Here is a 25135-nt window from a genome sequence, read left to right on the forward strand (position 1 = left end):
CCATTATATTACTGACGCATTACTTATATTTTTGTGAGGACTAGTATTCAAGAAAAAATACTATCTTTATTCTTTTAACCTTATAAACTATATTATTATGGATCCATTTATCGGAGAAATTGTTATGTTCGGAGGTAATTTTGCACCAAGAGGTTGGGCATTATGTAACGGACAATTATTAGCTATCTCATCAAATTCAGCTTTGTTTTCTATCTTAGGAACAACGTATGGTGGTGATGGTAGAACATCGTTTGCTTTACCTGATTTACGAGGAAGAGCTGCTGTTCACCCAGGAACAGGCCCAGGACTCTCAACAATTAAGCTTGGACAAAGAGGTGGTGCTGAGTACCACACACTGACTGTTAATCAAATGCCAATGCATAATCACCTTGGATCAATGAGAGTATCTAATGTTGCTGGTGACGATGATGTTCCTGGTACTAATGCTTCTATTGGTGCATCTGAAATTTATGTGGAAGGAGCTCCAAATACAAGTTTAGCAAATGGAAGTGTCACTACATTAAACAATGGAGGTGGCCAACAATTTTATATGAGAAATCCTTTCGAAGGAATCAACTATATTATTGCAATGTTGGGTGTATATCCATCAAGAAGCTAATAAAGTAATTTTATAAAAAACGAATTAATTAACATTAAAAAAATATAATTATGAATCCATTTTTAGCGCAAATTGTAATGTTTGCCGGAAATTTTGCTCCAAGAGGTTGGGCATTTTGCGACGGACAATTACTACCAATAAATGCAAATCAAGCTCTTTTCTCACTTTTAGGAACTACCTATGGTGGTGATGGAAGAACAACTTTTGCTTTGCCAGACTTACGTGGTAGAACTCCTAACCATGCAGGACGTGGTCCTGGACTTTCAGACATTAAGTTAGGACAAAGAGGTGGTCTAGAAACTGTTACTTTGACACTTTTGAATTTACCTAGCCACAACCATACTGGATCTATAAAAGTATCTAATGCTGCTGGTGATGATGATGTTCCTGGAACAAACTCATCTATAGGAGCATCTGAAATTTATGTGGAAGGAGCACCAAACACAAGCTTAGCTAATGGGAGTGTGACTCTTAGTAATACTGGTGGACAACAACCATTCAATATTAGAAACCCATTTTTAGGGATTAACTATATTATTGCTTTGCAAGGAACTTTCCCTTCTAGAAGCTAATATAACAGTTATACATCTCCGAGTTAAGTAAAAATTATCTAACTCGGAGATTATTTTTCAACTCAAAATATTAGGATTTCCCTTAAATAGAAAAATTACATTACCTTTACACAAAACTAAACGAACAAGCATGAAAAAAAACTACATTTTAAGAGTATTATTACTATCATTTTTTATGATTTTTAGTACTTATTCACATTCACAGGTAAATCTGTATACTCAAAATTTTGAGGGACCAGATTTTGATACATACCAGCTTTATAATGGTGGAGGCACAGCTGTTAATTTTGGAACAACAGGTACCGATTATATCATAAGAGCTACTCCAGCTTCATTACCGCTAGGAAATACAGTTACTGGATTTTCTGGTAATGTAATTGCTTTTGAGGATCACGATGGTGCAGGTTTTTTTGGACAACACTATATTGATACAGATGCAATTAATATTACAGGCGCTAGCGGTTTGACTTTAAAATTTCGTTTAGCAGCAGCTAGAGGAAGTGATGGTAATAGATATGAAAATGGCGACTTTTTACAAGTACAAATATCTATTGACGGCGGCAGTTTTCAAACGATTATCAATACAGGTGGAACTTCTTCAAACAACAATTATTACCATGATGTTGGCATGAACGGGATTACAGGTACTGGAGATGATGTTTTAGTAAATCAAGCTTCTCAAGAGATTAATGCTACTATTTCTGGTAGTGGAGATTCTTTGGTGGTACGTGTTCTTTTTGATTCACAAGGACCACAAGAAGAAATTTTGTTTGACGATATTGTTGTAGATGCTGCAATGGTATTAGGTGTTGAAGAAGCGACTCTTGAGAATGGTATTGAACTATTCCCTAATCCAACTTATGGAAATGTAACTATTAAAAACACTGGAATTGCATTGCAAAATGCTACTATTACAGATTTAAATGGTCGCACAGTAGCTTCGTATCCTTTAAATGGAATTAATACAAATACAGATTTAAGCTTGAATTTAAAATCAGGTGTGTATTTTGTAAAAATAACATCCGAATTTGCTTCAACTACAAAGAAGTTAGTGATTAAATAAGGATAGTATAACATAAAATATTACAAAAGCGGATACATTGTGTATCCGCTTTTTTTTTATACGATTCATTTAAAATCTATATTTTCATACCAATTCTACTTTAAGATGTAACATACTTTTTGCTGCAAGTCGCTTCAAACCCTGCAAAACGAAGAGAATCGTTGTTGTTCCGCTAAGTTTTATAGCAGAATTACTGCCTTTTCAAAGAAACGTGTGCAATCTCACGAAAGTGAAAAAGAAGGTAATACTACCAATTTACACATAAAATATAGAAGTCTTAGAGAGAGTTGAAATAAAAAGCGAATCCTTTTTACAGCATTCGCTTTTGCTTTTAGTAGCTTATATTTTTCTACTTATGTTTTGAGTTTAATTACGTTTTTACTTGCAATCCATTCGTCAACTAAATCGCTAAGTACGTTGAGTGGTACCGCGCCATTGCTGAGAACGACTTCATGGAATTCGCGAACATCAAACTTCTCCCCTAGCGTTGCTTTTGCATTTTTACGCAACTCAATGATTTTGTTCATCCCAACTTTATACGCCGTTGCCTGACTTGGCATTACAATGTGTCGTTCTACCATTTTTACAGCATCCGATTTGGCATTTGGCGTGTTTGTGGTGTAATACTCAATTCCTTTTTGACGTGTCCATTTTTTGGCGTGAATTCCTGTATCCACCACCAATCGGCATGCGCGCCATAATTCCATTGCCAAACGTCCGAAATCTGAATACGGATCGCTGTAAAAGCCCATTTCTTTTGGGATATACTCCGAATACAATCCCCAACCTTCTACATAGGCTGTGTAACGCCCAAATTTTCGAAACATCGGAACGTTTTCCAATTCTTGCGCAATGGCTATTTGCATGTGATGTCCCGGAATTCCTTCATGATACGCCAAGGCTTCCATTTGATAACTTGGCATTGCTTCCATGGCATACATGTTGGCGTAATAGGTTCCTGGACGTGAACCGTCTAAAGCTGGTTGTTGGTAGAATGCTTTTCCTGCCGATTTTTCACGAAACGCTTCTACGGCTTTTACCTGAATGTCTGCCTTAGGTTTCGTGATGAACAATTCGTCCAAACGTCCTTTCATCGTATTGATGATTTCCGTTGCTCTGTTCATATAGTTTTTGCGACCTTCTGCTGTAGCTGGATAGTAGAATTGCTTGTCATTTTTCATAAAGGTAAAGAATTCTTGTAGCGAACCTTTAAACCCTACTTTTTCCTTTATTGTTGACATTTCACTATGGATACGAGCGACTTCTTTTAAACCAAGTTCATGAATTTCATCGGCTGTCATATTTGTAGTCGTCGTGCGCTGTAAGGCATTGTTATAAAACGCAGCTCCGTTAGGGAATTTCCATGCGCCATCTTCATCTGTTGCACGCGTTCTTTGATCTTCTAGCAAAGTGATTAATGAAGTATACGCAGGACGTACCGAGTTTAATAAGGCTTCTTTTGCCATATCATCTAATAATTGATGCGCTCCTTCTTCTAATTCTAACTCGTTGATTTTGGTAGTAAAATCGTTCCAAAGTGTGCTGTTCTTACTGCTATTATCAAATGGCTTGCCTTTAATGATGTTTTTACAGTCATTAATAACGTGATCAAACACAAATTTTGGTGGCATGATACCTGCTTTTTCGCGTGCTTTTAAATTTTCTTCTACTTGAGAAAAGAGCGATTTTAAACCTTGCAAACGAGAAACATACGCTTTCGCATCTGTCGTGTCTTTTATTTGGTGCATGTTGATGAGAAACGCAGGAATTTCCGCTTGCATTCCGTGCATTTGATTCAACGGATAATTGTATAATTTGTATGTGTAATCGTCAATATGATTGCGCATTTGTTGCTTGTATAGCTTGTAACTCAATGCGGTAGAAGCATCTAAAGCCGTTTCTTCTACATTTTCGTTCAACCATTTTAAGCGATCTTTGGCTACTTGCAATCGGTTTTCATCAGCTTCTGCCGAGATATCATCCCACTTTCCGTAATCGGTTTTATCGCCAATACGAGTTTGCATTTGAGGAGACTCTTTTAAATCGAGTGCAAACTGATCTTGAAACCAATCATTTAAACGTTGCGAATGTTCTGTAACTTCAGCTATTGTATACGTTTTTACTGTTTCTTTTTTTTCGCTTTCGCAAGAAATAACTACTGTAAAAGCAAACAACATCAATATACTTTTAGAGATTGTATTCATATATTTTTTGGGTTGGTTAGTTTCCTTTTTTGAATTTGTCAATACCATCTTTGAGCCAATTTTCGTATTCCACAGGATTTGGTGTGTACGCTACAGCTTCTGTTAAATCATTTCCATCCGTATCTTGAATGACATATAATGGTTGTGCATTGGTATTGTAATGTATTTGTTGGAATTCTTGCCATTTGTGACCAATGGTGCGAATTTTGTTTCCTGTAACTTTGGATTCGTATTGTTCGTCTTTTGGTAGTTCTTCTCTATTATCTGCATAGAGCGAGATTAACACAACTTCATTACTTAGTAAATCGAGAATATTTCCTTCAGTCCAAACCTGTTCCTCCATTTTACGACAATTTACGCAAGTATACCCTGTAAAGTCGAGCATGACAGGTTTGTTCACTTTTTTAGCATATTCCAATCCTTTTTCATAATCTAAAAATGCCGTTAATCCATGTGGCCCTTCATGGGAAGCTTCTTTATCTGCTGCTGTTGTTTTTGAAGTTTCTTTTTGGTTTATATCTGAATAATTTACGCTTGCCTGTACTCGTTTTTTATAACCAACTCCATACGGTGATTCACTAAATCCGTTCATTGGTGGCGGAAAACCACTAATTAGTTTTAATGGCGCTCCCCACAGTCCTGGTAATAAGTATAAGGTAAATGCTAAGACTAACATGCCTAAAGAAGCTCTTCCTACTGATATTTTTTGCAAAGGACTGTCATGCGGCAATTGAAGTTTCCCGAAAAGGTACAATGTCAAGGTTCCAAAAATGGCGATCCAGATGGCTAAGAATACTTCTCTGTCCAAAAAGTGTGTTTGCAAAGCAATATCGACCATGGATAAAAATTTGAACGCAAACGCCAATTCCAAGAATCCTAAAAATACTTTTACCGTATTTAACCATCCGCCTGATTTTGGCAATGAGTTCATCCACGCAGGGAAAATAGCAAATAGCGCAAATGGTATCGCAATCGCTAACGAGAAACCAAACATACTTACAATAGGCGTAATTCCTCCTGTTCTAGCGGCATCTGCTAAGGCGGTTCCTGCAATGGGAAATGTACACGAAAAAGATACAACAGCTAACGCCAACGCCATAAAAAAGATTCCTGCTATTCCACCACGATTTGATTGTTGATCTACTTTGTTCACCCACGAATTTGGCAACATAATTTCAAATGCGCCCATAAACGAGAATGCAAAAATGAGTAATACGGCAAACATGACTAAATTAAATGTAACGCCTGTTGAGATTTCATACATCGTATTTGAGCCAAATAATACTGAAATAGTTGTTCCTAAGCCTGTATATATGATGATAATAAAAAGTCCGTACAAGATGGCATTGCGAATTCCTACGGCTCTGTTTTTACTCTGCTTGGTGAAGAAACTTACCGTCATTGGAATCATTGGGAATACGCATGGCGTAAATAATACTAAAAATCCTGAACCAAAAGCAATCAGAAAGGTGGCCCATAAACTTCTTTTTTCATCTTTTTTATCTGCCTTTTTCGCTACGGTAGCTTTTGAAAGATTAAATTTTATTTCTTTTGCTGTGGGTGGCAAACACTTTTCATCATCACACACCATAAACACGACTTCTGCCGTGATTTCTTTTGTGTTTTTATCAGTTACCTTTATTTTTTGCCTGAAGGTTCCTTTTCCTTCATAGAAAGATATTTTTTGATTGAATACTTTATCAAATACTTCTTTGGTTTTAGATTCTTCTACATTTCCAACAGTCTCATATCCTTTGCCAGCTTCTAAAAATGAAAATTCGGTAGGAAATGGCCCAGAGTCGCCATAACTTTTTTGTGAGTACAAGTGCCATTTGTCTTCCACAGTAGCTTCCATGACCAATTCATATTCGTCATCGGAATATTTTAATACAGAACCTTTCCATTGTACAGGATCAAATATTTTGGGGTGTTCATTTTGAAAAGAGCCTTGTGCTTGCGCCACATTCCATCCAGATTCCACCTTTTTTCCAGATTCCTTCTTTTTTGTTGTCGATTTGGGAATGGCAAACGTAAATTCTTCATCACCCAAAATACATTTTTCATCGTCACAGCTTTGATAAATGACTTCTGAAGTAATGGAAGTTGCATTCGGATTGGTGAGTTCTATTTTTTGTATAAATGTTGCTGTGCCTTTAAAATAGGTCAGTTCTGCTTGAAAAACCTTGTCAAATTTGGTAATTCCTTTGCTTTCTTTGTTTTTTCCAACAAGTTTAAAATCAGTTGCTTGTTGAATGGAATCGTACATGAATTCCGTTGGAAAACCGCTATCTTCTCCCAAATACTGAGAGTACAATCGCCATTTCGTCTTAATTTCTGCTTTGTAGATCAAATTGTATTCTGTATCAGAAACCTTTTCAATTTCAGAAGTCCATGAAACAGGATCTATCATTTGTGCATGTAGCGTGAAACTCGTCACACATAAAAATAAAAGCGTAGTTAGTAATTTCTTCATTGCAATGTTAGCTTAATAATAGTGTTAGTTGGTTGGGTTACTTTGTACCGATTATCCGAGCGTTTTCCAATAATCCATACAATATTTTCTTCACTGCATAGCAACCATTGATTTTCCTTGTCAATCAATGAATACTTTTCATCTTTAAAGTATTTGCTCAACTTTTTCTTTCCTTGCATTCCAAACGGATAAAAATAGTCTCCATTTTGCCATTTCCGTACGATTAAAGGAAACTTTAACATCTTTTTATCAACATATAGGATGTTTTTACCGGTGTTGGTAATGCTTGCTACTTCTTCAATATGGAGTTGAATAGGTGATTTTATAGTCGATTCCGAATCGTGAATGAATATCGGTTCGGAAGTTTCTTGTTGGTTTTGCTTTTGAATGAACAAATAGTCGCGATCTTTAACAAGGCGATAGTTTACCGAAAATACTTGTTTCCCGCTTTGTGCGGACAATAAATCAGAAATGTCATTCCATGCACTGAATCCAAATGCTTTCAACAATTCATACAAATAGGCTTTCGGATTGGATAGTTTTTGAAGCGCCGCAATTTCAATTTGATATGTATCGTTTGCCACTTTTTCTAGGAGTGTTTCACGAAGTTGCTGAATGCGATCATGAACAATGTCTTTACTTCCTTGCAAATGTTGTTGCGTACTTTCAAAATTGTCCATAAATGTGGGATGCAATTCGTGCAACAACGGTACAATTTCGTGTCTTATTTTATTGCGAAGGTATTTTGTGGAAGCATTACTGCTGTCTTCTCGCCATTGCAATTTGTATTGTTCCGCATACGCGCAAATGTCGTTTCGTGTGAATGGTAACAGCGGACGCACAATGTTTTCGTTTCGTTCAGGAATGCCTGTCAAACCTTCCATTCCGGTGCCGCGAGACAAATTGATCAAAAAGGTTTCCAACGCGTCATCTTTGTGATGTGCTGTTAAAATGTAATCGTATTCAAAAGTTTCTGTAAGTTCTTGAAACCATTCGTAGCGTAACTTTCGAGCCGCCATTTGAATAGATAGTTTCTGTTCATTCGCAAAAGTTGCTGTTTCAAACTTTTTCGTATAAACGTTCACCTTCATTTCCGCAGCTAACTGTGTTACAAACGCTTCGTCCGCATCACTTTCGTCATTTCTAAGTTGAAAATTACAATGTGCAAACGCAATTGAGTAGTTCAGTTTATAGAGCAATGTAGAAAGTACCACGCTGTCCAATCCGCCACTCATGGCGATCAGTACTTTTGCATCTTTCAAAAAAGGCAAATGCGTAGTGATATGTTTTTCTAAATTCTCTAGCAAACGAATAGATTAAACAGAGTAAAACCCTTGTGATTCTTAGTGTTTCCAAAGATAATTAAATAGCCGAATTATCAAATAAATCAGCTTACAAAATGTTACATAAAGAGCTGTATTTTTTAAATAAAAGATCATCGCTTATTTTGATTTAAAGTAAGATTTTACTACATTTAAAATAGGTATTTATTTTACGTATAGAAATAAAAAACTACACTAATTTAAAACCAATATCTAATGAATCTAAAAAAAAACACCATGAGAACAACTTCTTTAAGAAAAATGGCAAAAAATGATATTACAAAATATCAAAAAAGAGCATTGAAACGTTTGGATGCCGAAGATTTAGAAATGATAAAATTTCTAGTAAAGAAAATCCACAAGGAAAAAGGAAAAAAAAGAGATGAAAATTATTACAACGAAGGATGTACTGCCTTGTTTCAATACTATACAACAGCAATACTAGATCCTTTTAACATGCACGCTATTTCTGATGAATTGGACGATTTTTGGCATGCGCACGTTATTGATACTGTTAGTTATGATTTATTATGCAAAGATTTAGGTTTTTTCATGCATCATGATCCATTAAATCCTAAGGATATTAAAAAAGAAAAGGATGTTAAAATTGTGTATGAATATACCAGACGTAAAGTTTTACCGAGTATTTTCGGAGAAAAAAATCTCAGTAAAATTTTTCACCCTATCAAAACAAAATTAGTATGTCTACATGACCTAGAAATTACAAATCATGCGTTATTTTCAGTAGAAGGTTTTTTCCCAGAACACACAAAAATGCAGACTATTAAAGCAAAATACGGTCATGCAGCTCGAAAATTAAAAATCAGACAGGGATTATTGAAGCGGAAATTTATTTAGTCAGTATTTGAATGCTAACTACGTTTTTGAGTGTAATTTTCTATGAGATCACAGTCGTAGATTGATACTCTGTGTAAACGCATATTATTACTAATTTTCGTTCGAAAAATTTTGTCAAATTTCGTAACTTTAAGAAACACCTAAAAACAACGAAATCATGTCAGAATTCATTCAACTGAACGCTCAAAACATATCCAAAGAACATATTTGTTGTGCAATTTCTGATAAAAAATGCGCCGATAGTTATCAAGCTAAAAAAGAATGGCTACAGAAAGAGTTTCACAACGGATATGTTTTTAGAAGACTGAATGAGAGAGCCAAAGTATTTATAGAATATGGTCCTGCAGAAACCGCATGGATTCCCATTACGGCTTCCAATTACCTAAATATCAATTGCTTTTGGGTTTCTGGAAAGTATAAGAAAAATGGACGAAAATGCTCCAGATCCAAAGTTCAATGCCTCTATACAAAGTGGAGAATGTCCAAATACAAACGGAATTGTAGTGTATTATTCCAATCGGTGTCCGTTTGCGGAGTTTCACGCGAAAGAATCACTCGTCACTACTGCTAAAAACAGAAATTTACCATTGGAAATCATCAAGTTAAAAACCATGGAAGAAGCACAAAATTGTCCAAGTCCCGCAACTATTTTTAGCATGTTTTTGAATGGAAAATTTGTCACGACCGATTTGAGTGTTTGCATGGATACAAGGTATGATAAAGTAATTGCAAAGGCACTTAAATAAAACTCATTTACGATTCCAACGCTTCACGCATCGCTTTCGCTTTAATTAAGCATTCTTCGTATTCCTTTTCAGGAATGGATTTTGCTGTAATGGCGCCGCCAACGGAATACGAAACATATTTTTCCGTGCTGTTGTAGAGAATGGAACGAATGACCACATTGAAATCAAAATCATTTTCAGGTGTAAAATACCCAATGGCACCCGAATAGATACCGCGTTTGGTTTCCTCCAAGTTTTCTATGATGTTCATAGCTGAAATTTTTGGCGCACCAGTCATACTTCCCATGGGAAAGGTAGTTTGTAAAATTTCGATTGGATTTTGATCTTCTTTCACTTCCGAAGTTACGGTAGAAATCATTTGATGCACTTGATCAAAAGTATAAATTTTGCACAACTCGGCTACTTGCACACTTCCTTTGATCGCGGTTTTCGATAAATCGTTGCGAACCAAATCGACAATCATGACATTTTCGGCACGTTCTTTTTCGTCGTTTTGTAAGTTTTCTATGAGTTGTTGATCTTCTGTAACATTTTTAGATCGTTTTGCCGTGCCTTTGATCGGTTGCGAAATGACTTTTGTACCTTTCTTTTTAATGTAACGCTCTGGCGAAGCAGAAAGAATGTACTTGTCTTCCAAACGCATGTAGGTTGCAAAAGGCGGTTTTGAAATCGCGTTTAAATGTGTATAAGTTGACAACGGATCAATCGCTGCGTTTTCTGCATAAAATTCTTGACAAAAATTGGCTTCATAGATATCGCCACGATGAATATGTGCCAATAATTTGTTGACTTTCTCGTAATATTCGTCCTTGTGAATTCGGAGTTTTATTTTCGGGCGATGTTCTTTGTTGGAATCATCATAGGTAAAGATTTCTACATCAATTTTTGTATTTAAAATTTCTGAAATATCTGCATCCAATTCGTCATCAACTGCTTTTAAATAGTGGATTTCAAGTGTGTTTTCTTTGAGAAAGAATACCTTTTTAGGCTGAAAAAAATACAATTCTGGAAAGTGTAAACCATCAACGTTTTGCGAGATTAAATGTTCCACGTCATTCTTCAAATCGTATGACAAATAGCCAAAAATCCAGTCGCTCGTCGTTTTTTGATATTCTGCTAGTTTTTGAAATGCGTTGGTATGATCGGTTTGTAGCAATGTAAACGCATCTACTGCTAAAACGGCGTCAAAATCTCCGTAATTTGTTTGATGCTTGTTCGAATCAAACCAAACAACTTCATGATATTGTTGGCTCCACAACAACAATTGCTGCTTTACTTTTTGGGGATTTTTTAGGGAAATTTGTAACGTGACTCTCAAGAATTCAAGTTTAGGTTGCAAATTTCTTAATTAAAGCTCGTATTCGCAAAAGCTAATGGATATTTTTAGAGCTAAAAGTGAAATCATTCAAAATAGATAAACATAAAAACCTTGAACGTGTGTCCAAGGTTTTCCAAATGAAATACCAGCAATACTGACATTATAACGTCAATTTGTATTTATTTAGTATATAAGTTGTAAGATATTTTTTATTAATAATTTACAGCTGGTTGAAATTATGTTATCATAAATCTGAATATGTTAACAAATACCGCTTTTTCATATCTTTGATTACTGCCACTACTTGTTCCGTGAAATACGGTTCTGGCGGAACATTTTTATTGTTTGCGCTGAGTATTTCAATAATTTCATGCAATCGGTACTTTCCCGAGCAAAGTTCGTAAATTTTTCCTGCCATATCGTTAAATATAACTGGTCCTGTTGGATAGGCAATGACTGCAAAATGATTATTGAGTGAACCTATGGTATCCGAACGCCGAGGAATTATCTGTAAAAGTTCACTATCTGAGATGTCTTCTTTTATTTTTTGTCGACTGCGAATCTCTTCATGTTTTTTAATACATGGATATACGAGATAATGATTAGAGTTTTGTGTATTCATACCATAATCCCTCAGTTTTAAATGTTCATCAATGAGTTTCAAAGGTACATTTATAATGGTTTCTAAATGGTGTTTTTGCAATTCCCTGTAAAAACGATGGTACTGTCCAATAACCCAATGTTTTGTTTTTCCTTTTGGAATTACTACAGGGTGTTGCAATGATATCGTTGTCATCACGTCTGTATCTAGAATTTCTAAATCATATTTATCTGAATTCACCGTGAGTTCCGTACCTGGAAAGAGTGTTAAATACGAAGCGCCGCATTCCATTCTTCCAGGAGCTTTATCGTATAATGTTTTTACAAGCGCTATACTTTGGTCAATCGTTTCCTCCGTTTCAAAAGGGCCACCAATGATAAAGTTACCGTATATAGAAGGAATATTGGCTTCTGCGAGAATTTCAACAGCTCGAATGATCTCTTCTACTTTTACTTTTTTATTGTAGGTATCTAATACTTTTTGACTTCCAGATTCGATGCCAATTTGCACTCGTACCAAACCTGCTTTTCGTAATAATTTAAAAAGCTCAGGGTTTTTGATGATAAAATCTACCCTACTTTCACAAAACCATTTCAGTTTTTTGTTTTCAGCATATTCTTCAATAAGCCCTTTTGCAATTTCCTCTACCCGTTTTCGATTCACCAAAAATGTATCATCCAAAATACTTAGGTAGGTATATTTTCGATTTCCTACAATGTTTCGTATTTCCTCCAATACAGATTTTGCTGATCGGTACCGATATTGGACACCAATAATTCCTTCGGCACAAAAGGTACAATGATACGGGCAACCTCTTCCGGTAAGTATTTGATACGCTGGATATTTTTGCGCTCTTACTAAAAGTGAAATATCAGGAAAAGGCAAACTATCTAAATCTTTGATAAAAGGTCTGTTGGGCGTACGTTTTATTTCATTGTTTTCATCCACATACGTGATTCCTTTAATGTCTTCTAATGTACCTTCATTTTTAAGAAACCAACGTCCAATTTCGCGTGCTGTGAATTCACCTTCACCTCGCACTACAATATGTCCCCAGCCTTTTTCAAGCAGCTCTGCATCTGCAACACTTACGTGTGGTCCGCCAAAAATGATTAGCTCTGGTGCTTCGTCAAGTGTACGTAACTTCTCTATCACACGTCCCACAATAGGTACAGAATCTGTATTGACATGAAACCCAAGAATTCGTGGTCTATGTTTTTTGTATAATTCAATAAATGAAGCTGTGTCGAGTTCGCAATCATCTATCACTTTTACATTGAAACCGTCTTCTTTCAAACTTGTAGCTACACAAAGTAAACCAAGTTGGAATGTTTGATTTATGGGACCTTCACGAAATGGAAGGTGAACCAATAGGAAATCAATACATTCCAACCTTGGTTTAGTAACTGTAGCTATATTTTCTATAACTTTTTCCATTAAAATACTAATTAAATTATACTACGTTACAATGCTAGAAACTTAGGCACAAAACATTTTCAATACCTATGTAAAAATTTCTAGCGAGATTCCATTCTACCCACAATATCACCTGCTGTTGTTCCTGCTTCTTCGGCAGCTACCTTTACAGCATCTGCTGCAAAACCTCCAGCAATTGCAACCAATGCAGGGTGAATTCGAGTGACAATATCACCTCCTAAATCATGTGGATCTTTCAAGAACTCAGGTTTCATATAGCCCACCTTATACTGTGGCAAATCATTATCAATAATATTGCTTTCCTCAGAATCTTCTATGCTACCTGTAAATTCAATGAATAACATATCGTACGCAAGTAGCATTGCTAAGTTTCCTTTCAAACGATTGTACATTTTGTATTCATTCTCTTTCGTTTCTTTGGCAATGATACTATAGGCGTCTCTCACTGTAAAGTTTCCCTCGCTATCAACTATTTCTTTCAATATTGGGGAAATAGTTATGTTTTCTGGGTTTTCTTTAGAAAGTCGGAAGTTTAAAATTTCACATTCCCACATACTTATACAAAAAGTAGTAACTTGAAGAAATCGGTCATTCAATTCCGTTTCTAAATTGAAACTTTCAAGTGTTTTAGTATTCGTGATCTCAATGTCTGTACCAACAAGAGATTCATTGACTAGTTTGCTAAATGGTTTTTTTCCATCAGCTAATGCTAACACTTTACTTGACGACGCATTTATTAAATGCATCATGCTTTTATCCTTATGCCATACTTTTTTGTCCATAATCCTCAATTTTTATTAGTTGTGTTTACTCTATACCGGTTTTCAACTTCCCCGTATTTTTAGTTATTTGAAAAATCAGATTTGATGATCCGATCTTGTATATTTCTTCATTTACGGTACTTAAAGGTCAGAAAAAAGGGCGATTTATTTTATGACTTTTGTCATAAAGAAATGTTGAAAAAGTAAGCTATTTCAGGAGCAAAGGTGCAAAAAGTATTGAGTAAAGGAGCCCAGAATCAGAGCAAAGGTGTAGCGAAAATTATGAAGCGGTGCAGAGAATCTGAGCAAAGGTGCAAAAAAGCATAAAAAAAGCTCCAAACATTTGTTCAGAGCTTTTGTTTGTTAAAAAACCTGCTTAGGTTTTGACCAAAACCACAGGAGGTTTTACCAAAAAGCAGCGGAGGTTTTATCAAAAACCTCCGCTGCTTTTTTTATAAACGTGCTTTTGTTAATTAACGTTAGTTCGACTTAAAAAACCTTTATTTTACTTGTAATTTACTGAAAAATAAACACTTGTCAGTTCGAGCGCAGTCGAGAACAGCTAAGAATTGATATTTTCAAAGGAATCTCGACTGCGCTCGATTTGACATTAAGTGTAATGTATTAACAATAAAGTACATAGCATAATATTTATATCGAACTCACGTTAATTAAGCGTTGTTTTCTTTTTTGATTAAGTTCAAGGCAGAACCTTCGTTGTACCAATCAATCTGACTTTGGTTGTACGTGTGGTTTGCTACAATGATGTCTTTGCTTCCATCGGCATGCACAGCTTCAATAGTCAATGGCTTTCCTGGTGCAAATTCGTGTAAGTCTACAAAGTTGAACGTGTCATCTTCTTGAATTAAATCATAATCACTTTCATTTGCAAAGGTTAGTCCTAACATTCCTTGTTTTTTCAAGTTTGTTTCGTGGATACGTGCAAATGATTTTACGATGACTGCCGCTACACCCAAGTGTCTTGGTTGCATGGCTGCATGCTCACGAGAAGAACCTTCTCCGTAATTGTGATCTCCAACGACAATTGTTTTGATTCCTGCTGCTTTGTATGCTCGCTGCGTCTTTGGAACGGCATCGTATTCACCATCTAACTGACTTTTTACAAAGTTTGTTTTCATGTTGAATGCATTTACAGCACCAATTAGTGTGTTGTTAGCAATATTGTCTAAGTGTCCACGGAAACGCAACCAAGGACCAGCCATAGAAATATGATCCGTAGTACATTTTCCATGTGCTTTTATCAATAGTTTTGCTCCTGTAATGCTATTACCAAGTGGTACAAAAGGCGTTAGTAATTGTAAACGTTCAGAATCTTCTGCAACGGTAACGACAACGCCACTTCCATCTTCTTCTGGTGCCAAATATCCGTTATCTTTTACTTCAAAACCTTTTGGAGGCAATTCCCATCCTGTTGGTTCGTCTAACATGACTTCTTCACCATTTTCGTTGATCAACGTGTCCGTAATCGGATTGAAATCCAAACGCCCTGAAATCGCAATGGCTGCTGTAATTTCTGGAGACGCTACGAATGCGTGTGTATTTGGGTTTCCATCAGCACGTTTTGCAAAGTTTCTGTTGAAAGAGTGTACAATGCTGTTTTTTGGTGCATTTTTAGGATCGCTGTAACGTGCCCATTGTCCAATACATGGTCCGCAAGCATTGGTAAATATTTTGGCGTCTAATTTTTCGAAGATATCAAGGATTCCATCTCGTTCTGCTGTGTAACGTACTTGTTCTGATCCTGGATTGATTCCTAGTTCAGATTTCATTTTTAAGCCTTTGTCTAATGCTTGCTGTGCTACAGAAGAAGCTCTTGATAAATCTTCATACGAAGAGTTCGTACAAGAACCAATTAATCCCCATTCTACTTGCATTGGCCAATCATTTTCTTGTGCTCTTCCTGTCATTTCTTTACCAACGGTTGTTGATAAATCTGGCGTGAACGGTCCATTCAATAATGGTCCTAATTCTGATAAGTTAATTTCAATAACTTGATCAAAGTATTGCTCAGGATTTGCGTATACTTCAGCATCTCCTGTTAAGTAATCTTTTACTTCATTCGCTGCATCAGCAACATCACTTCTGTCGGTAGCACGTAAATAGCGCTCCATAGATTCGTCGTATCCAAACGTTGACGTTGTGGCACCAATTTCCGCTCCCATGTTACAGATCGTTCCTTTTCCTGTACAAGACATTGATACTGCTCCAGGTCCGAAATATTCAACGATCGCGCCTGTTCCTCCTTTTGCAGAAACAATGCCAGCAACCTTTAAGATCACATCTTTTGGTGCTGCCCAACCAGAAATTTTCCCAGTAAGTTTTACACCTATTAATTTAGGAAATTTAAGTTCCCAAGGCATTCCTGCCATGACGTCAACGGCATCTGCTCCACCAACTCCAATAGCAACCATTCCAAGTCCACCAGCATTTACCGTATGTGAATCTGTTCCGATCATCATTCCGCCTGGAAAGGCATAATTTTCTAATACTACTTGGTGAATGATTCCTGCGCCTGGCTTCCAGAATCCGATTCCGTATTTGTTTGATACTGACTCTAAGAAATTGAATACTTCACTACTGTTATTCATGGCAGATTGTAAATCGGTAGTTGCACCCACTTTTGCTTGAATTAAGTGATCACAGTGAACCGTTGTAGGAACGGCAACTTTGCTTTTCCCAGCTTGCATAAATTGTAGTAATGCCATTTGTGCGGTTGCATCTTGGCACGCAATACGATCGGGAGCAAAATCTACATAATCTTTTCCTCTTACAAACGCTTTGCTTGGCGTTCCATCCCACAAGTGAGCATATAGTATTTTTTCTGAGAGAGTTAATGGTTTACCAGTAATTTCGCGTGCTTTGTCTACACGTTCCACTATTGTTTCGTAAACCTTTTTTATCATGTCAATATCAAAGGCCATATATTTCTTTTTTTAGTGTTTTGAAAGTCCTGCGAAATTACGAAATTATCTTGATTTTTGAAAATTAACAGCATCCCATTATTTTGAGTACATTTTTTTTATCGAAAAATTAAATTCATTGAATTAAATTCAAAATAAGATATAAAAAAAGCTTCAAATTATGAATTTCATAATTTGAAGCCTTATTTTTTAGATACTTGTAAAAGTGTGCATTTTTACAAAATCTGTTATTGTAAAATAGTTCGCCTAAAACAAACTTTCTATTATTTTTTTTATCGTAATTCCTTCCGCTTCTGCTTTGTAATTACGAATGACTCTGTGTGATAAAATTCCAATGGCAACCGCTTGCACATCTTCAATGTCTGGAGAAAATTTTCCGTTGATTGCCGCATGTGCTTTTGCTGCTAAGATTAGGTTTTGCGAAGCTCTTGGTCCTGCGCCCCAATCTACATATTGCTTTACAATGTCAATAGCACTTTCTTCTTTCGGACGTGTTTTAGACACCAACGTCACCGCGTATTCTATAACGTTGTCTGCTACAGGAATTTTACGAATCAGTTTTTGAATGGCAATGATTTCTTGCGCATTGAATAATGCTTTTACAGAAGCTTCCACATCTGTAGTAGTTGCTTTTACAACTTGTACTTCTTCTGCAAATGTTGGATAGGTTAAGTGAATGGCAAACATAAAACGGTCTAACTGCGCTTCTGGTAACGGATAGGTTCCTTCTTGCTCAATTGGGTTTTGTGTTGCCAATACAAAGTATGGTAAATCTAGTTTGTAATGATGTCCTGCCACTGTCACCGCGCGTTCTTGCATTGCTTCTAATAAAGCAGCTTGCGTTTTTGGCGGCGTACGGTTGATTTCATCTGCCAAAATGATGTTGGCGAAAATAGGCCCTTTGATAAATTTGAAACTTCGAGATTCATCTAAGATTTCGCTTCCTAAGATATCACTCGGCATTAAATCGGGCGTAAATTGAATGCGTTTAAAATCTAATCCTAACGTTGTTGCAATGGTATTTACCATGAGTGTTTTAGCCAATCCAGGAACACCAATTAATAACGCATGTCCACCAGAAAATATGGAGAGTAATATTTGATCGATTACTTTTTCCTGACCTACAATGATTTTAGAGATTTCATTCTTGAGTTCCTTGTGTTTTTTTACAAGGTTTTCAATAGCAGCAACGTCTGACATAGCGTTTTTTATTTTTTTAACCAGTTATTTTGAAATTCACATTTACGGTTGTCGGAATTGACATTGATGTAGGTGTCTTTTATTTTTTGAGCGATCCATTTTCCAACTTCTTTGAGCTGTTTTTCTTTGAGCGCTAAGTTTTTGATTTTGATGTAATCTTTGGAATAATCAGCTATGTGTTCGTCAAAACGATTGGTTACTTTCAGTAATTTGAATCTTTTTTGACCTGTACGTGTTTCGTCAATTAATGGAATCGAGATTTCGCCACCTTTTAAAGGTTCGATTTGCGAATATTGCTCTGGATCCATTTTTGTCAATTCGAAATGTGTATCAAATGTTGCTGGATTGATCAATTTTCCGCCATTGTTACGGGTTTCTTTGTCATCAGAAAATGAACGTGCTGCATCTTCAAAGGTCAATTCTCCATCGAGAATACGTGTACGCAGTGTGTCAATTTCTTTACGCGCTTCGTCTAGTTTTTTCGAAGAAATTTCTGGAATTAGTAGAATATGTCGTACATCGCGTTCTTGTCCACGTACTTTATCAACCATGACAATGTGCCATCCAAAATCCGTTTTAAATGGATCTGAGATTTCACCTTGTTGTAGTGAAAACGCCATGTCTTTAAATTCTTTTGCTAATGGCATTCTTTTGTTAATCGGCATCAAACCTCCTTGACGTCCAGAAACTCTATCTTTAGAGTATAGAATCGCTTTGGTACCAAAACTAGAACCTGCTTCAACTTCTGCTTTGATGTCTTTGAGTTTTTTAATGACTTTATCAACGGCTTCTTTAGATGGTTCTGGTTCAATGATGATTTGAGAGACTTCCAGTTCTACTCCAATTCTAGGACGTTGTTCTTCAGGAATTCTTTCAAAGAATTGACGTACTTCTTCAGGTGTAATTTCTACATCACGTACTACTTTCGATTGCATGCGCTGCGTTAAGAATTGTATTTTTGTAATTTCCGTTAAACGCTTACGAAGAGAAGCTTCATCTTCCATGGCATAGAATTTCAATAATTTGTCCATGCCTCCGATTTGCTCACTAAAGTATTCTATAGATTGATTTACACGATCTCTAATTTCACCTTGAGATACATCAATACTATCTTGAATGGCATGATGTGCATATAATTTGTCTTCCATTAATTTCCCTAGCAAACCACATTTGGTCAAATCTGCTGAATTGACACCTTGTTGTTTCAAGTCTAGTAAAAATTTATCCACATCAGATTCTAAAATGACAAAATCACCCACTACGGCAGCAACGCCGTCAATTTTTACACGCTTTACATTCGATTTTGTGGAATCGTTTGCTTGCGTTTTCGCTTCCGTCATGGTTTCAGTTACCACCGTTGCATCGTCCTTTTCCTGCGCTTGCATACCAAATGCTACAAGCAGCATAAGTACATATATACCTTGCTTCATGTTAATTATATGTTTCAAACTGTTTTTGCTTAATTGCATCTTTTGTGATGTCTTTTTCTAATTTTCTGATAAATTCAAGTTTGCGTTTGTTCAGAATGATTTGTCGTACTGTGGGGCGAACATACGCGAGTGGCGCAATATCATTCCTACCGATTTTATCTTCAATTCGCACCAAATATAGTTCTAATGAATCTTCTATCTGAGAAAATTGTGATTTTTTTAAGTATTTCTCTTTGTTTTCGGTATTTATGACTGGGATTTTATTGAAAATCTGCGTTTGTTTTACCCAAATAGAATCGTTTAAAGAGTAATTGTTAAACTGAATCGCTAACGAATCTAACACGAATTTATCTTCTGTATCAAAACGCTCAAAACGCTCCGTAATTTCTTCTATATTAGAGTTGTCTTTGGCAATGTTAATGTACCGCAGTTTTAACAACTCTTCATTGAGTTTAAAGTTTTCTTTATTGGTTGTATAATATGCCGCTTCATCAAACGCCGTAACCGTGGTATCAATAGATTGCTTGACCAAGGCTTCTTTGTAGGCTTCAATGTATAAATCGTTGCGATATTCTTCCACCAATTCGTCAAAAGCATCTAGTTTTTCTTGTGGCAAATTGAACTTAGCGCGCTGAATGAACAGTTCTTGCGTAGCCCAACGATCAATATAATTGTTGACGATCATCGTGCTGTCTTCGGAAGAAATATTATCAGAAAGTAATGGCAGAATATCACTTTCATACAAATAACTTTCCCCAACTCTGGCAATTGGTTCGCCCACATTCGTCGATTGAAAGTATTCGCACGAAAAACATAGCAACACGAGCAGTATGACACTTACGTTTCTCAATATGATTATTTTACGAGTTTTTTAAGTTTGCGATAGGTACGTTTGTTAATCTTAACTTCGTAGTTTTCCTTTAACGTTTTTACCCATTCTTTTTCAAGATATACTTGGTAGTCGCTGATGACTTTCCCTTTGATTTCAGAGAGCTTTTTGTCGCTCGCAGGCATGATTTCGTTAACTTTTACAATCGTGAAATCTGTACTGCCATCATTAAAAATTTTAGAAACACCTTGCTCCAGTTTGAAGCCTTTCGGCAAATTTCGATGTCCTTCTTCATACACACCTGGCGAAAAGATAACACTTACCTTACTGTCTTTGTTGATTTCTTGTTTAATTTCATCCAAAGACTTCCCTTCTTTGAGTAATTGTTGTACGTTTTCGGCAGCTTCTTTTTGTGTACAAGAAGCAATGACGCCTTCTATACGTTTTTTCCATTGGTAATCTTCTTTATGGTTATTGAAGAATTTTTCTAGACCAATTGTGTCCGTTTTGGCTCTTTCCCAAATTTCTGTTTCCATCAAATCAAAAAGCAACAATCCATCGCGATATTCACCATAAATAGCGGCAAAATCTTCACTAATGTTTTCTAAGTCATTTTCATAAAAAGCCATCAATTCTTTATCTCTAAATTCCTTGTAATAACGGTTGATAAATCCTTTTGCTTCTGGCTTTTTTACCATGGTACGCGCACGGTTTTTTAATAAAAATGTTGCAAAATCTTTGTACGTAACTTTCGCATCTTCAATTTGAAAAAGCGTTTTGTTTAAAAATGTTTCGTCTGTTGGAAGTTTCCAGCTTTTACTGAAGAATGTTGCATCTGCCAAATTGTAAAAATCAGATTTCGCATTTTCGTTTTCTGTGATTGTATATGTGTTTCGAATTTTTTTAAGAATAGACGAATTGATCACACCTGCACGCTTGTCATTTTTTATTCTGCGTTCTAAGTTTGGCTTTTCTTCCTCATAACTTTTCATTCCATGTTTTGAGATGAGTTTTACAATGTGCCAACCAAATTCTGATTGAAATGGTTTTGAAATTTCGCCTAGTTCTTTTAAAGAAAAAGCCACTTCTTCAAATTCCTTTGAGCGCAAACGTCCACGACCAAATTTTGGTAATTTTCCATCATTTACTCCAGAACTTCTGTCTTCGGAATACCGTTTTGCCAATTTTCCAAAATCAGCACCTGATTGAATCTGCGAATAAATATCTTTTATTTTTTGCTGTGGATCTTCTTTACTTTCGTTTTGCTTTATATTTAATAGCAAAATATGCGCTACGATTACTTCGCCCACATTGGCGCGAATGTCTTCTGTTTTGATGATATGGTAGCCGAATTGTGTGCGAATTGGCATGGAAACTTCGCCTACTTTCGTGTTGAACGCTGCCGATTCAAACGGATACACCATGCGAAATGCTGAAAAATAGCCCAAATCTCCTTTATTAGCAGGAATTCTGTCGTTTCCTTTCGCAGAAGGATCATCAGAATGTTGCATTGCCATTTGACCAAAGTCGGCACCTTCTATGATCGATTTGCGCACGCTCATCGTTTTTTGATACGCTGTCAAGGTGTCTTGCGGAGAAGCATCTTGCGAAACGTTGATGAGAATATGACTTGCTTTTACTTCTTTTTGCAAACGATCATACGCTTCTTTTACTAACTTTTCAGTAGCGTTTGCATCCGTAAGGTAATTTCTTGATAATTGTTTGCGATAGCCTGCTAATTCTTTTTTGTATGCATCTTTTTCGTGTAGCTTCAACTTCTCGGCTTCTTTTAATTTTAATTTATACTCGAGAAACAAATCAAAATACTCTTTAATTTCTTTTTGATCTTTTTCATCAATAATATCTAGATTCTTTTTGTAAACTCTTGAAAATTCAGAAACGTAGGTCGGTTCGTCTTCAATGGTAAACAACACTTTGTCTTTTTCATTTTGTCCAAAACTTGTGAAGGTCACAAAAAGGAGTAAGAATAATTGAATGTTCTTTTTCATAATGTATATTTATTTCTATCAGCTGTAATGTATGTTATTATGCAAACATTTTTGCTTGGAATATTTTTGAGAAAGACAAAAATAACAATTCATCAATATATAGCAACTAAATAGAAAGGCTATTATTGCCTGCTTTTTATATTTTGGCGCAATTGTTGAAGTTTTAAGAAAAAAATATGAACTTTCAACTTTGAAATAGTTTGTATTTAGATTAATTTTACAAAAAACTATATCTATGAAAAAAAATTACCTCTTTTTACTTTTAATGCTATTTGCTAGTATGAGTTACGCACAGGAAGTGATTAGCTTTTTAGGATATGATGGTGTCGGAAGTACCCAAACAGCAGCTACGGCTACTATTAATGATCCTATTACGCTTCGATTTGAAGACAATGATATCATTAATAACTTCTACACAGAAAATCAAACATTTATCCATGTATACTTAGGTTTGAGTACTGCTAGTGGAGATTTTCAAGCTGTTCCTGGTGCTTTTAGCGACCTTTCTTGGCAACCTGTGTTAAACTTAACGGATGGAGATGCTGCAACAGCTACAAATACCTATGAAATTACATTTACACCAGGACAATTATTTCCATCATTAGTGAATGAAAATGTGTTAGGAATTAATTTGTTATTTCAAAACCAATTTGGTGGTGGCGGAAACAATCAATCTGTCGATTTGTTTATTGATTTGGTGGATGATACGCTAAACAGTAGTACGCTAAGTATAGGTAACAACTCAAAAAATAGCGTAAAAACTATGTATAATAATGGACGACTGGAAATTTCTGGTATCAATACCACTTCTAATATCGCTATCTACAACCTATTAGGTCGCCAAGTAGTAGACTTGAAGAATGTAGCGATTAATGGAACGTTTAGTAAGTTTTTAGATTTACCAAAGAATAATATTTACATCGTAAAAATTTCGTCATCCACATTTTCAAAGACATTTAAAATTGTAGCAAAATAAGTTTGGTACACACAATTATATACAAGAGCGGATGATTTTCATTCGCTTTTTTTATGTTTTGAAATGAGTTCAATATGTATTTTTGTAAAAAAATTAACCATGGGAAAAGTCAAACTCATCTGGGATTTTAGAGGTCCTAACGGAAAACGCACAGCAGCACATCATTGCATTCACTTGACTGATTTTGTGAAGATGGAAAACGTGCATGGAGAAGCCATTAAAGTTGTGGAATTTTCCGAAATGCACGCAGCAGCCACTATGATTATCAACGAAGAAGATGTTTCGTTGATGCGTGAAAAACTGAAACCGCATCGTGGACAACGTGTAGAAGAATAAATTTTCTCAAGAAAAGTTTTTCAATCAATATGTGCAATGAACAAGAAAAAATATATTTTTAAGTTTTTAGATGAATTGTCTCGTAACAATTCTAAAAAATGGATGGACGAAAATAGATCCACGTATCAACTTGCCAAAACGTATTGGTTGAGCGAAGTTGAAAAAATGTTGGAACGTTTGTGTAAATACGACTCACATTTTGAAATGTTTACTCCAAAAAATACCATACAGCGCATTACCAACAACCGAATGTTTCATCCTGAAAAGCCTATCTACAAAACTAAATTTGCATTTTCTCCTACGCGAAAAAAAGACGAATACGCGCCTATTTTTTTCTCTATCGGTGCTGCCGAATCACTTGTTGGCGGTGGCATTTGGCGACCAAATACTGATATTTTAAAAAAAGTAAGAGCGCACATTGATACAGATGAAAACAAACTTCAAAAAGCTATTTCTTCTAAAGAATTTGTAACTTTTTTTGGTGGTTTGCGAGAAGATGATCAAAAACTAAAAACAGCTCCTCGCGGCTACGATTATGAACATCCACATATTGAATTGTTACGTTATAAAAATTTTACCGCGGGCATTGAACCAACGAGAGAAACAATAATCAATAAAGATTTGGCAGATATTGCAGAAGAAGTATACTTGAAATTGAAACCGATGAACGACTTTTTCCATGAAGCTTTACACAAATAGTCAAATTATTTTTAAAAAATCAATAATTAAGTATTTCTTTCTATTTCAGTCACATACAGCATTGCTTTTTAAAAAAACCTTCATTGCAAACGTTAATTTTATGCAAGTTTATTTTTTTGGTATGATGTTTTCATTACTTTAGCCAACTTTGAAAAACAAAAAATTTAATCTGATGAAAATTAAACATTTACTGTACACATTCGCTATTGTATTTTGTTCATATACAGCTACGGCACAAACGAAAGTTGGAACTGTTAACGTGAATATTTTGGTATCTAAATTGCCAGAAATTGCACAAGTACAAAAAGGAATGGAAGCGTATGAAAAGGAGTTAGAAGCTGATTTAAAAGCAAAATTAGCAGCTTACGAAAAAGAAGTCAAAGAAGCCAATGCGGCTTTTAAAGAAATGACTGATGAAGCTAAAAAGAAAAAACAACAAGAAATTTTCGAATTGGAAAACGACATCCAAAAGTTCCGACAAAATGCGGTACAATTGGTACAGTTGCGACAAGATGAATTGATGCGTCCGTTGTATAAAAAAGTTGGAGTAGCTTTATCTGCCATTGCAAAAGAAGAAAAGTTTACACAAGTTTTTACACTTGATGGCAACGAATTGGCGTATATAGATCCTAACTTTGATTTGACGTTAAAAACGGCTGCAAGACTTGGTATTACGGTCGAAGACAAAAAATAAAAATAGCAGTATAACAATTAGTATCTAAAAAAAGAGGCTGTCCAAA

At 35.7% G+C, this 25135-nt stretch carries 20 protein-coding genes; 9 read left to right on the forward strand and 11 right to left on the reverse strand.

The genetic code is table 11. The features are described from left to right. Window positions 1–97: 97 nt before the first annotated feature. The 3 genes from KORDIASMS9_RS18410 to KORDIASMS9_RS18420 all read left to right on the forward strand — a co-directional run bounded on the left by KORDIASMS9_RS18410 (window position 98) and on the right by KORDIASMS9_RS18420 (window position 2254). Window positions 98–619 (forward strand): phage tail protein, encoded by a 522-nt coding sequence (locus tag KORDIASMS9_RS18410; RefSeq protein WP_114904258.1) that lies wholly within the window; start codon window positions 98–100, stop codon window positions 617–619. Window positions 620–669: 50 nt separating this feature from the next. Further along, the gene (locus tag KORDIASMS9_RS18415; protein WP_114904259.1) at window positions 670–1191 is read left to right on the forward strand and encodes a phage tail protein; all 522 of its coding nucleotides are present in this window, start codon (window positions 670–672) and stop codon (window positions 1189–1191) included. Between the two features lie 130 nt (window positions 1192–1321). Then, window positions 1322–2254, forward strand: a complete 933-nt coding sequence (locus KORDIASMS9_RS18420) for a T9SS type A sorting domain-containing protein (RefSeq protein WP_114904260.1) — start codon at window positions 1322–1324, stop codon at window positions 2252–2254. A gap of 353 nt (window positions 2255–2607) precedes the next feature. Here the strand turns inward: KORDIASMS9_RS18420 and KORDIASMS9_RS18425 are convergent, their stop codons facing one another. The 3 genes from KORDIASMS9_RS18425 to tilS are packed head-to-tail and all read right to left on the reverse strand — an operon-like array spanning window position 2608 to window position 8238. After that, entirely contained in the window at window positions 2608–4458 is a 1851-nt protein-coding gene (locus tag KORDIASMS9_RS18425; protein WP_114905288.1) for a DUF885 family protein, read from the reverse strand. Window positions 4459–4474: 16 nt separating this feature from the next. After that, complete coding sequence (locus KORDIASMS9_RS18430) at window positions 4475–6931, reverse strand: protein-disulfide reductase DsbD domain-containing protein (protein ID WP_114904261.1); 2457 nt, start codon at window positions 6929–6931, stop codon at window positions 4475–4477. Then, a complete protein-coding gene (tilS, locus tag KORDIASMS9_RS18435; protein WP_114904262.1) occupies window positions 6928–8238 on the reverse strand; it encodes a tRNA lysidine(34) synthetase TilS in 1311 nt (436 codons plus the stop codon). The genes KORDIASMS9_RS18430 and tilS overlap by 4 nt, the downstream gene beginning before the upstream one ends. Window positions 8239–8490: 252 nt before the next feature. Here tilS and KORDIASMS9_RS18440 point away from each other — a divergent pair, with 252 nt between their 5' ends. After that, window positions 8491–9111 carry a hypothetical protein gene (locus KORDIASMS9_RS18440; RefSeq protein WP_162820044.1) on the forward strand — a complete coding sequence of 207 codons (621 nt, stop codon included), beginning with the start codon at window positions 8491–8493 and terminating at the stop codon, window positions 9109–9111. A gap of 425 nt (window positions 9112–9536) precedes the next feature. Next, on the forward strand, window positions 9537–9857 hold the full coding sequence (locus KORDIASMS9_RS23880) for a YoaP domain-containing protein (protein ID WP_240321080.1): 321 nt from the start codon (window positions 9537–9539) through the stop codon (window positions 9855–9857). 7 nt (window positions 9858–9864) lie between these two features. Here the strand turns inward: KORDIASMS9_RS23880 and pabB are convergent, their stop codons facing one another. From pabB to KORDIASMS9_RS18485, 8 genes are all read right to left on the reverse strand, one after another. Then, window positions 9865–11175, reverse strand: a complete 1311-nt coding sequence (gene pabB / locus KORDIASMS9_RS18450; protein ID WP_240321081.1) for an aminodeoxychorismate synthase component I — start codon at window positions 11173–11175, stop codon at window positions 9865–9867. Window positions 11176–11419: 244 nt separating this feature from the next. Next, complete coding sequence (locus KORDIASMS9_RS18455; protein WP_114904265.1) at window positions 11420–13213, reverse strand: B12-binding domain-containing radical SAM protein; 1794 nt, start codon at window positions 13211–13213, stop codon at window positions 11420–11422. An 80-nt stretch (window positions 13214–13293) separates the two neighbouring features. Then, complete coding sequence (locus tag KORDIASMS9_RS18460) at window positions 13294–13995, reverse strand: hypothetical protein (RefSeq protein WP_114904266.1); 702 nt, start codon at window positions 13993–13995, stop codon at window positions 13294–13296. Window positions 13996–14645: 650 nt separating this feature from the next. Further along, complete coding sequence (locus KORDIASMS9_RS18465) at window positions 14646–16916, reverse strand: aconitate hydratase (protein WP_114904267.1); 2271 nt, start codon at window positions 16914–16916, stop codon at window positions 14646–14648. A gap of 246 nt (window positions 16917–17162) precedes the next feature. Beyond that, the gene (locus KORDIASMS9_RS18470) at window positions 17163–18116 is read right to left on the reverse strand and encodes a MoxR family ATPase (protein ID WP_114904268.1); all 954 of its coding nucleotides are present in this window, start codon (window positions 18114–18116) and stop codon (window positions 17163–17165) included. Between the two features lie 8 nt (window positions 18117–18124). Beyond that, window positions 18125–19546: a peptidylprolyl isomerase gene (locus tag KORDIASMS9_RS18475; RefSeq protein ID WP_240321082.1), complete on the reverse strand. Its 1422-nt coding sequence runs from the start codon at window positions 19544–19546 to the stop codon at window positions 18125–18127. A gap of 1 nt (window position 19547) precedes the next feature. Next, the gene (locus tag KORDIASMS9_RS18480; protein WP_114904270.1) at window positions 19548–20396 is read right to left on the reverse strand and encodes a peptidyl-prolyl cis-trans isomerase; all 849 of its coding nucleotides are present in this window, start codon (window positions 20394–20396) and stop codon (window positions 19548–19550) included. 5 nt (window positions 20397–20401) lie between these two features. Continuing rightward, the gene (locus tag KORDIASMS9_RS18485) at window positions 20402–22384 is read right to left on the reverse strand and encodes a peptidylprolyl isomerase (protein WP_114904271.1); all 1983 of its coding nucleotides are present in this window, start codon (window positions 22382–22384) and stop codon (window positions 20402–20404) included. Between the two features lie 235 nt (window positions 22385–22619). Between KORDIASMS9_RS18485 and KORDIASMS9_RS18490 the strand changes: the two genes are divergently transcribed. From KORDIASMS9_RS18490 to KORDIASMS9_RS18505, 4 genes are all read left to right on the forward strand, one after another. Then, window positions 22620–23360 (forward strand): T9SS type A sorting domain-containing protein, encoded by a 741-nt coding sequence (locus tag KORDIASMS9_RS18490; RefSeq protein WP_114904272.1) that lies wholly within the window; start codon window positions 22620–22622, stop codon window positions 23358–23360. Window positions 23361–23459: 99 nt separating this feature from the next. Continuing rightward, complete coding sequence (locus KORDIASMS9_RS18495) at window positions 23460–23696, forward strand: hypothetical protein (RefSeq protein ID WP_240321083.1); 237 nt, start codon at window positions 23460–23462, stop codon at window positions 23694–23696. Between the two features lie 36 nt (window positions 23697–23732). Next, window positions 23733–24395: a DUF2461 domain-containing protein gene (locus tag KORDIASMS9_RS18500; protein WP_114904274.1), complete on the forward strand. Its 663-nt coding sequence runs from the start codon at window positions 23733–23735 to the stop codon at window positions 24393–24395. Window positions 24396–24567: 172 nt separating this feature from the next. After that, a complete protein-coding gene (locus tag KORDIASMS9_RS18505) occupies window positions 24568–25089 on the forward strand; it encodes an OmpH family outer membrane protein (RefSeq protein WP_162820045.1) in 522 nt (173 codons plus the stop codon). The last annotated feature ends 46 nt before the right edge of the window (window positions 25090–25135 follow it).

Source organism: Kordia sp. SMS9 (assembly GCF_003352465.1).
In the GTDB taxonomy this organism is placed as follows: Bacteria; Bacteroidota; Bacteroidia; order Flavobacteriales; family Flavobacteriaceae; genus Kordia.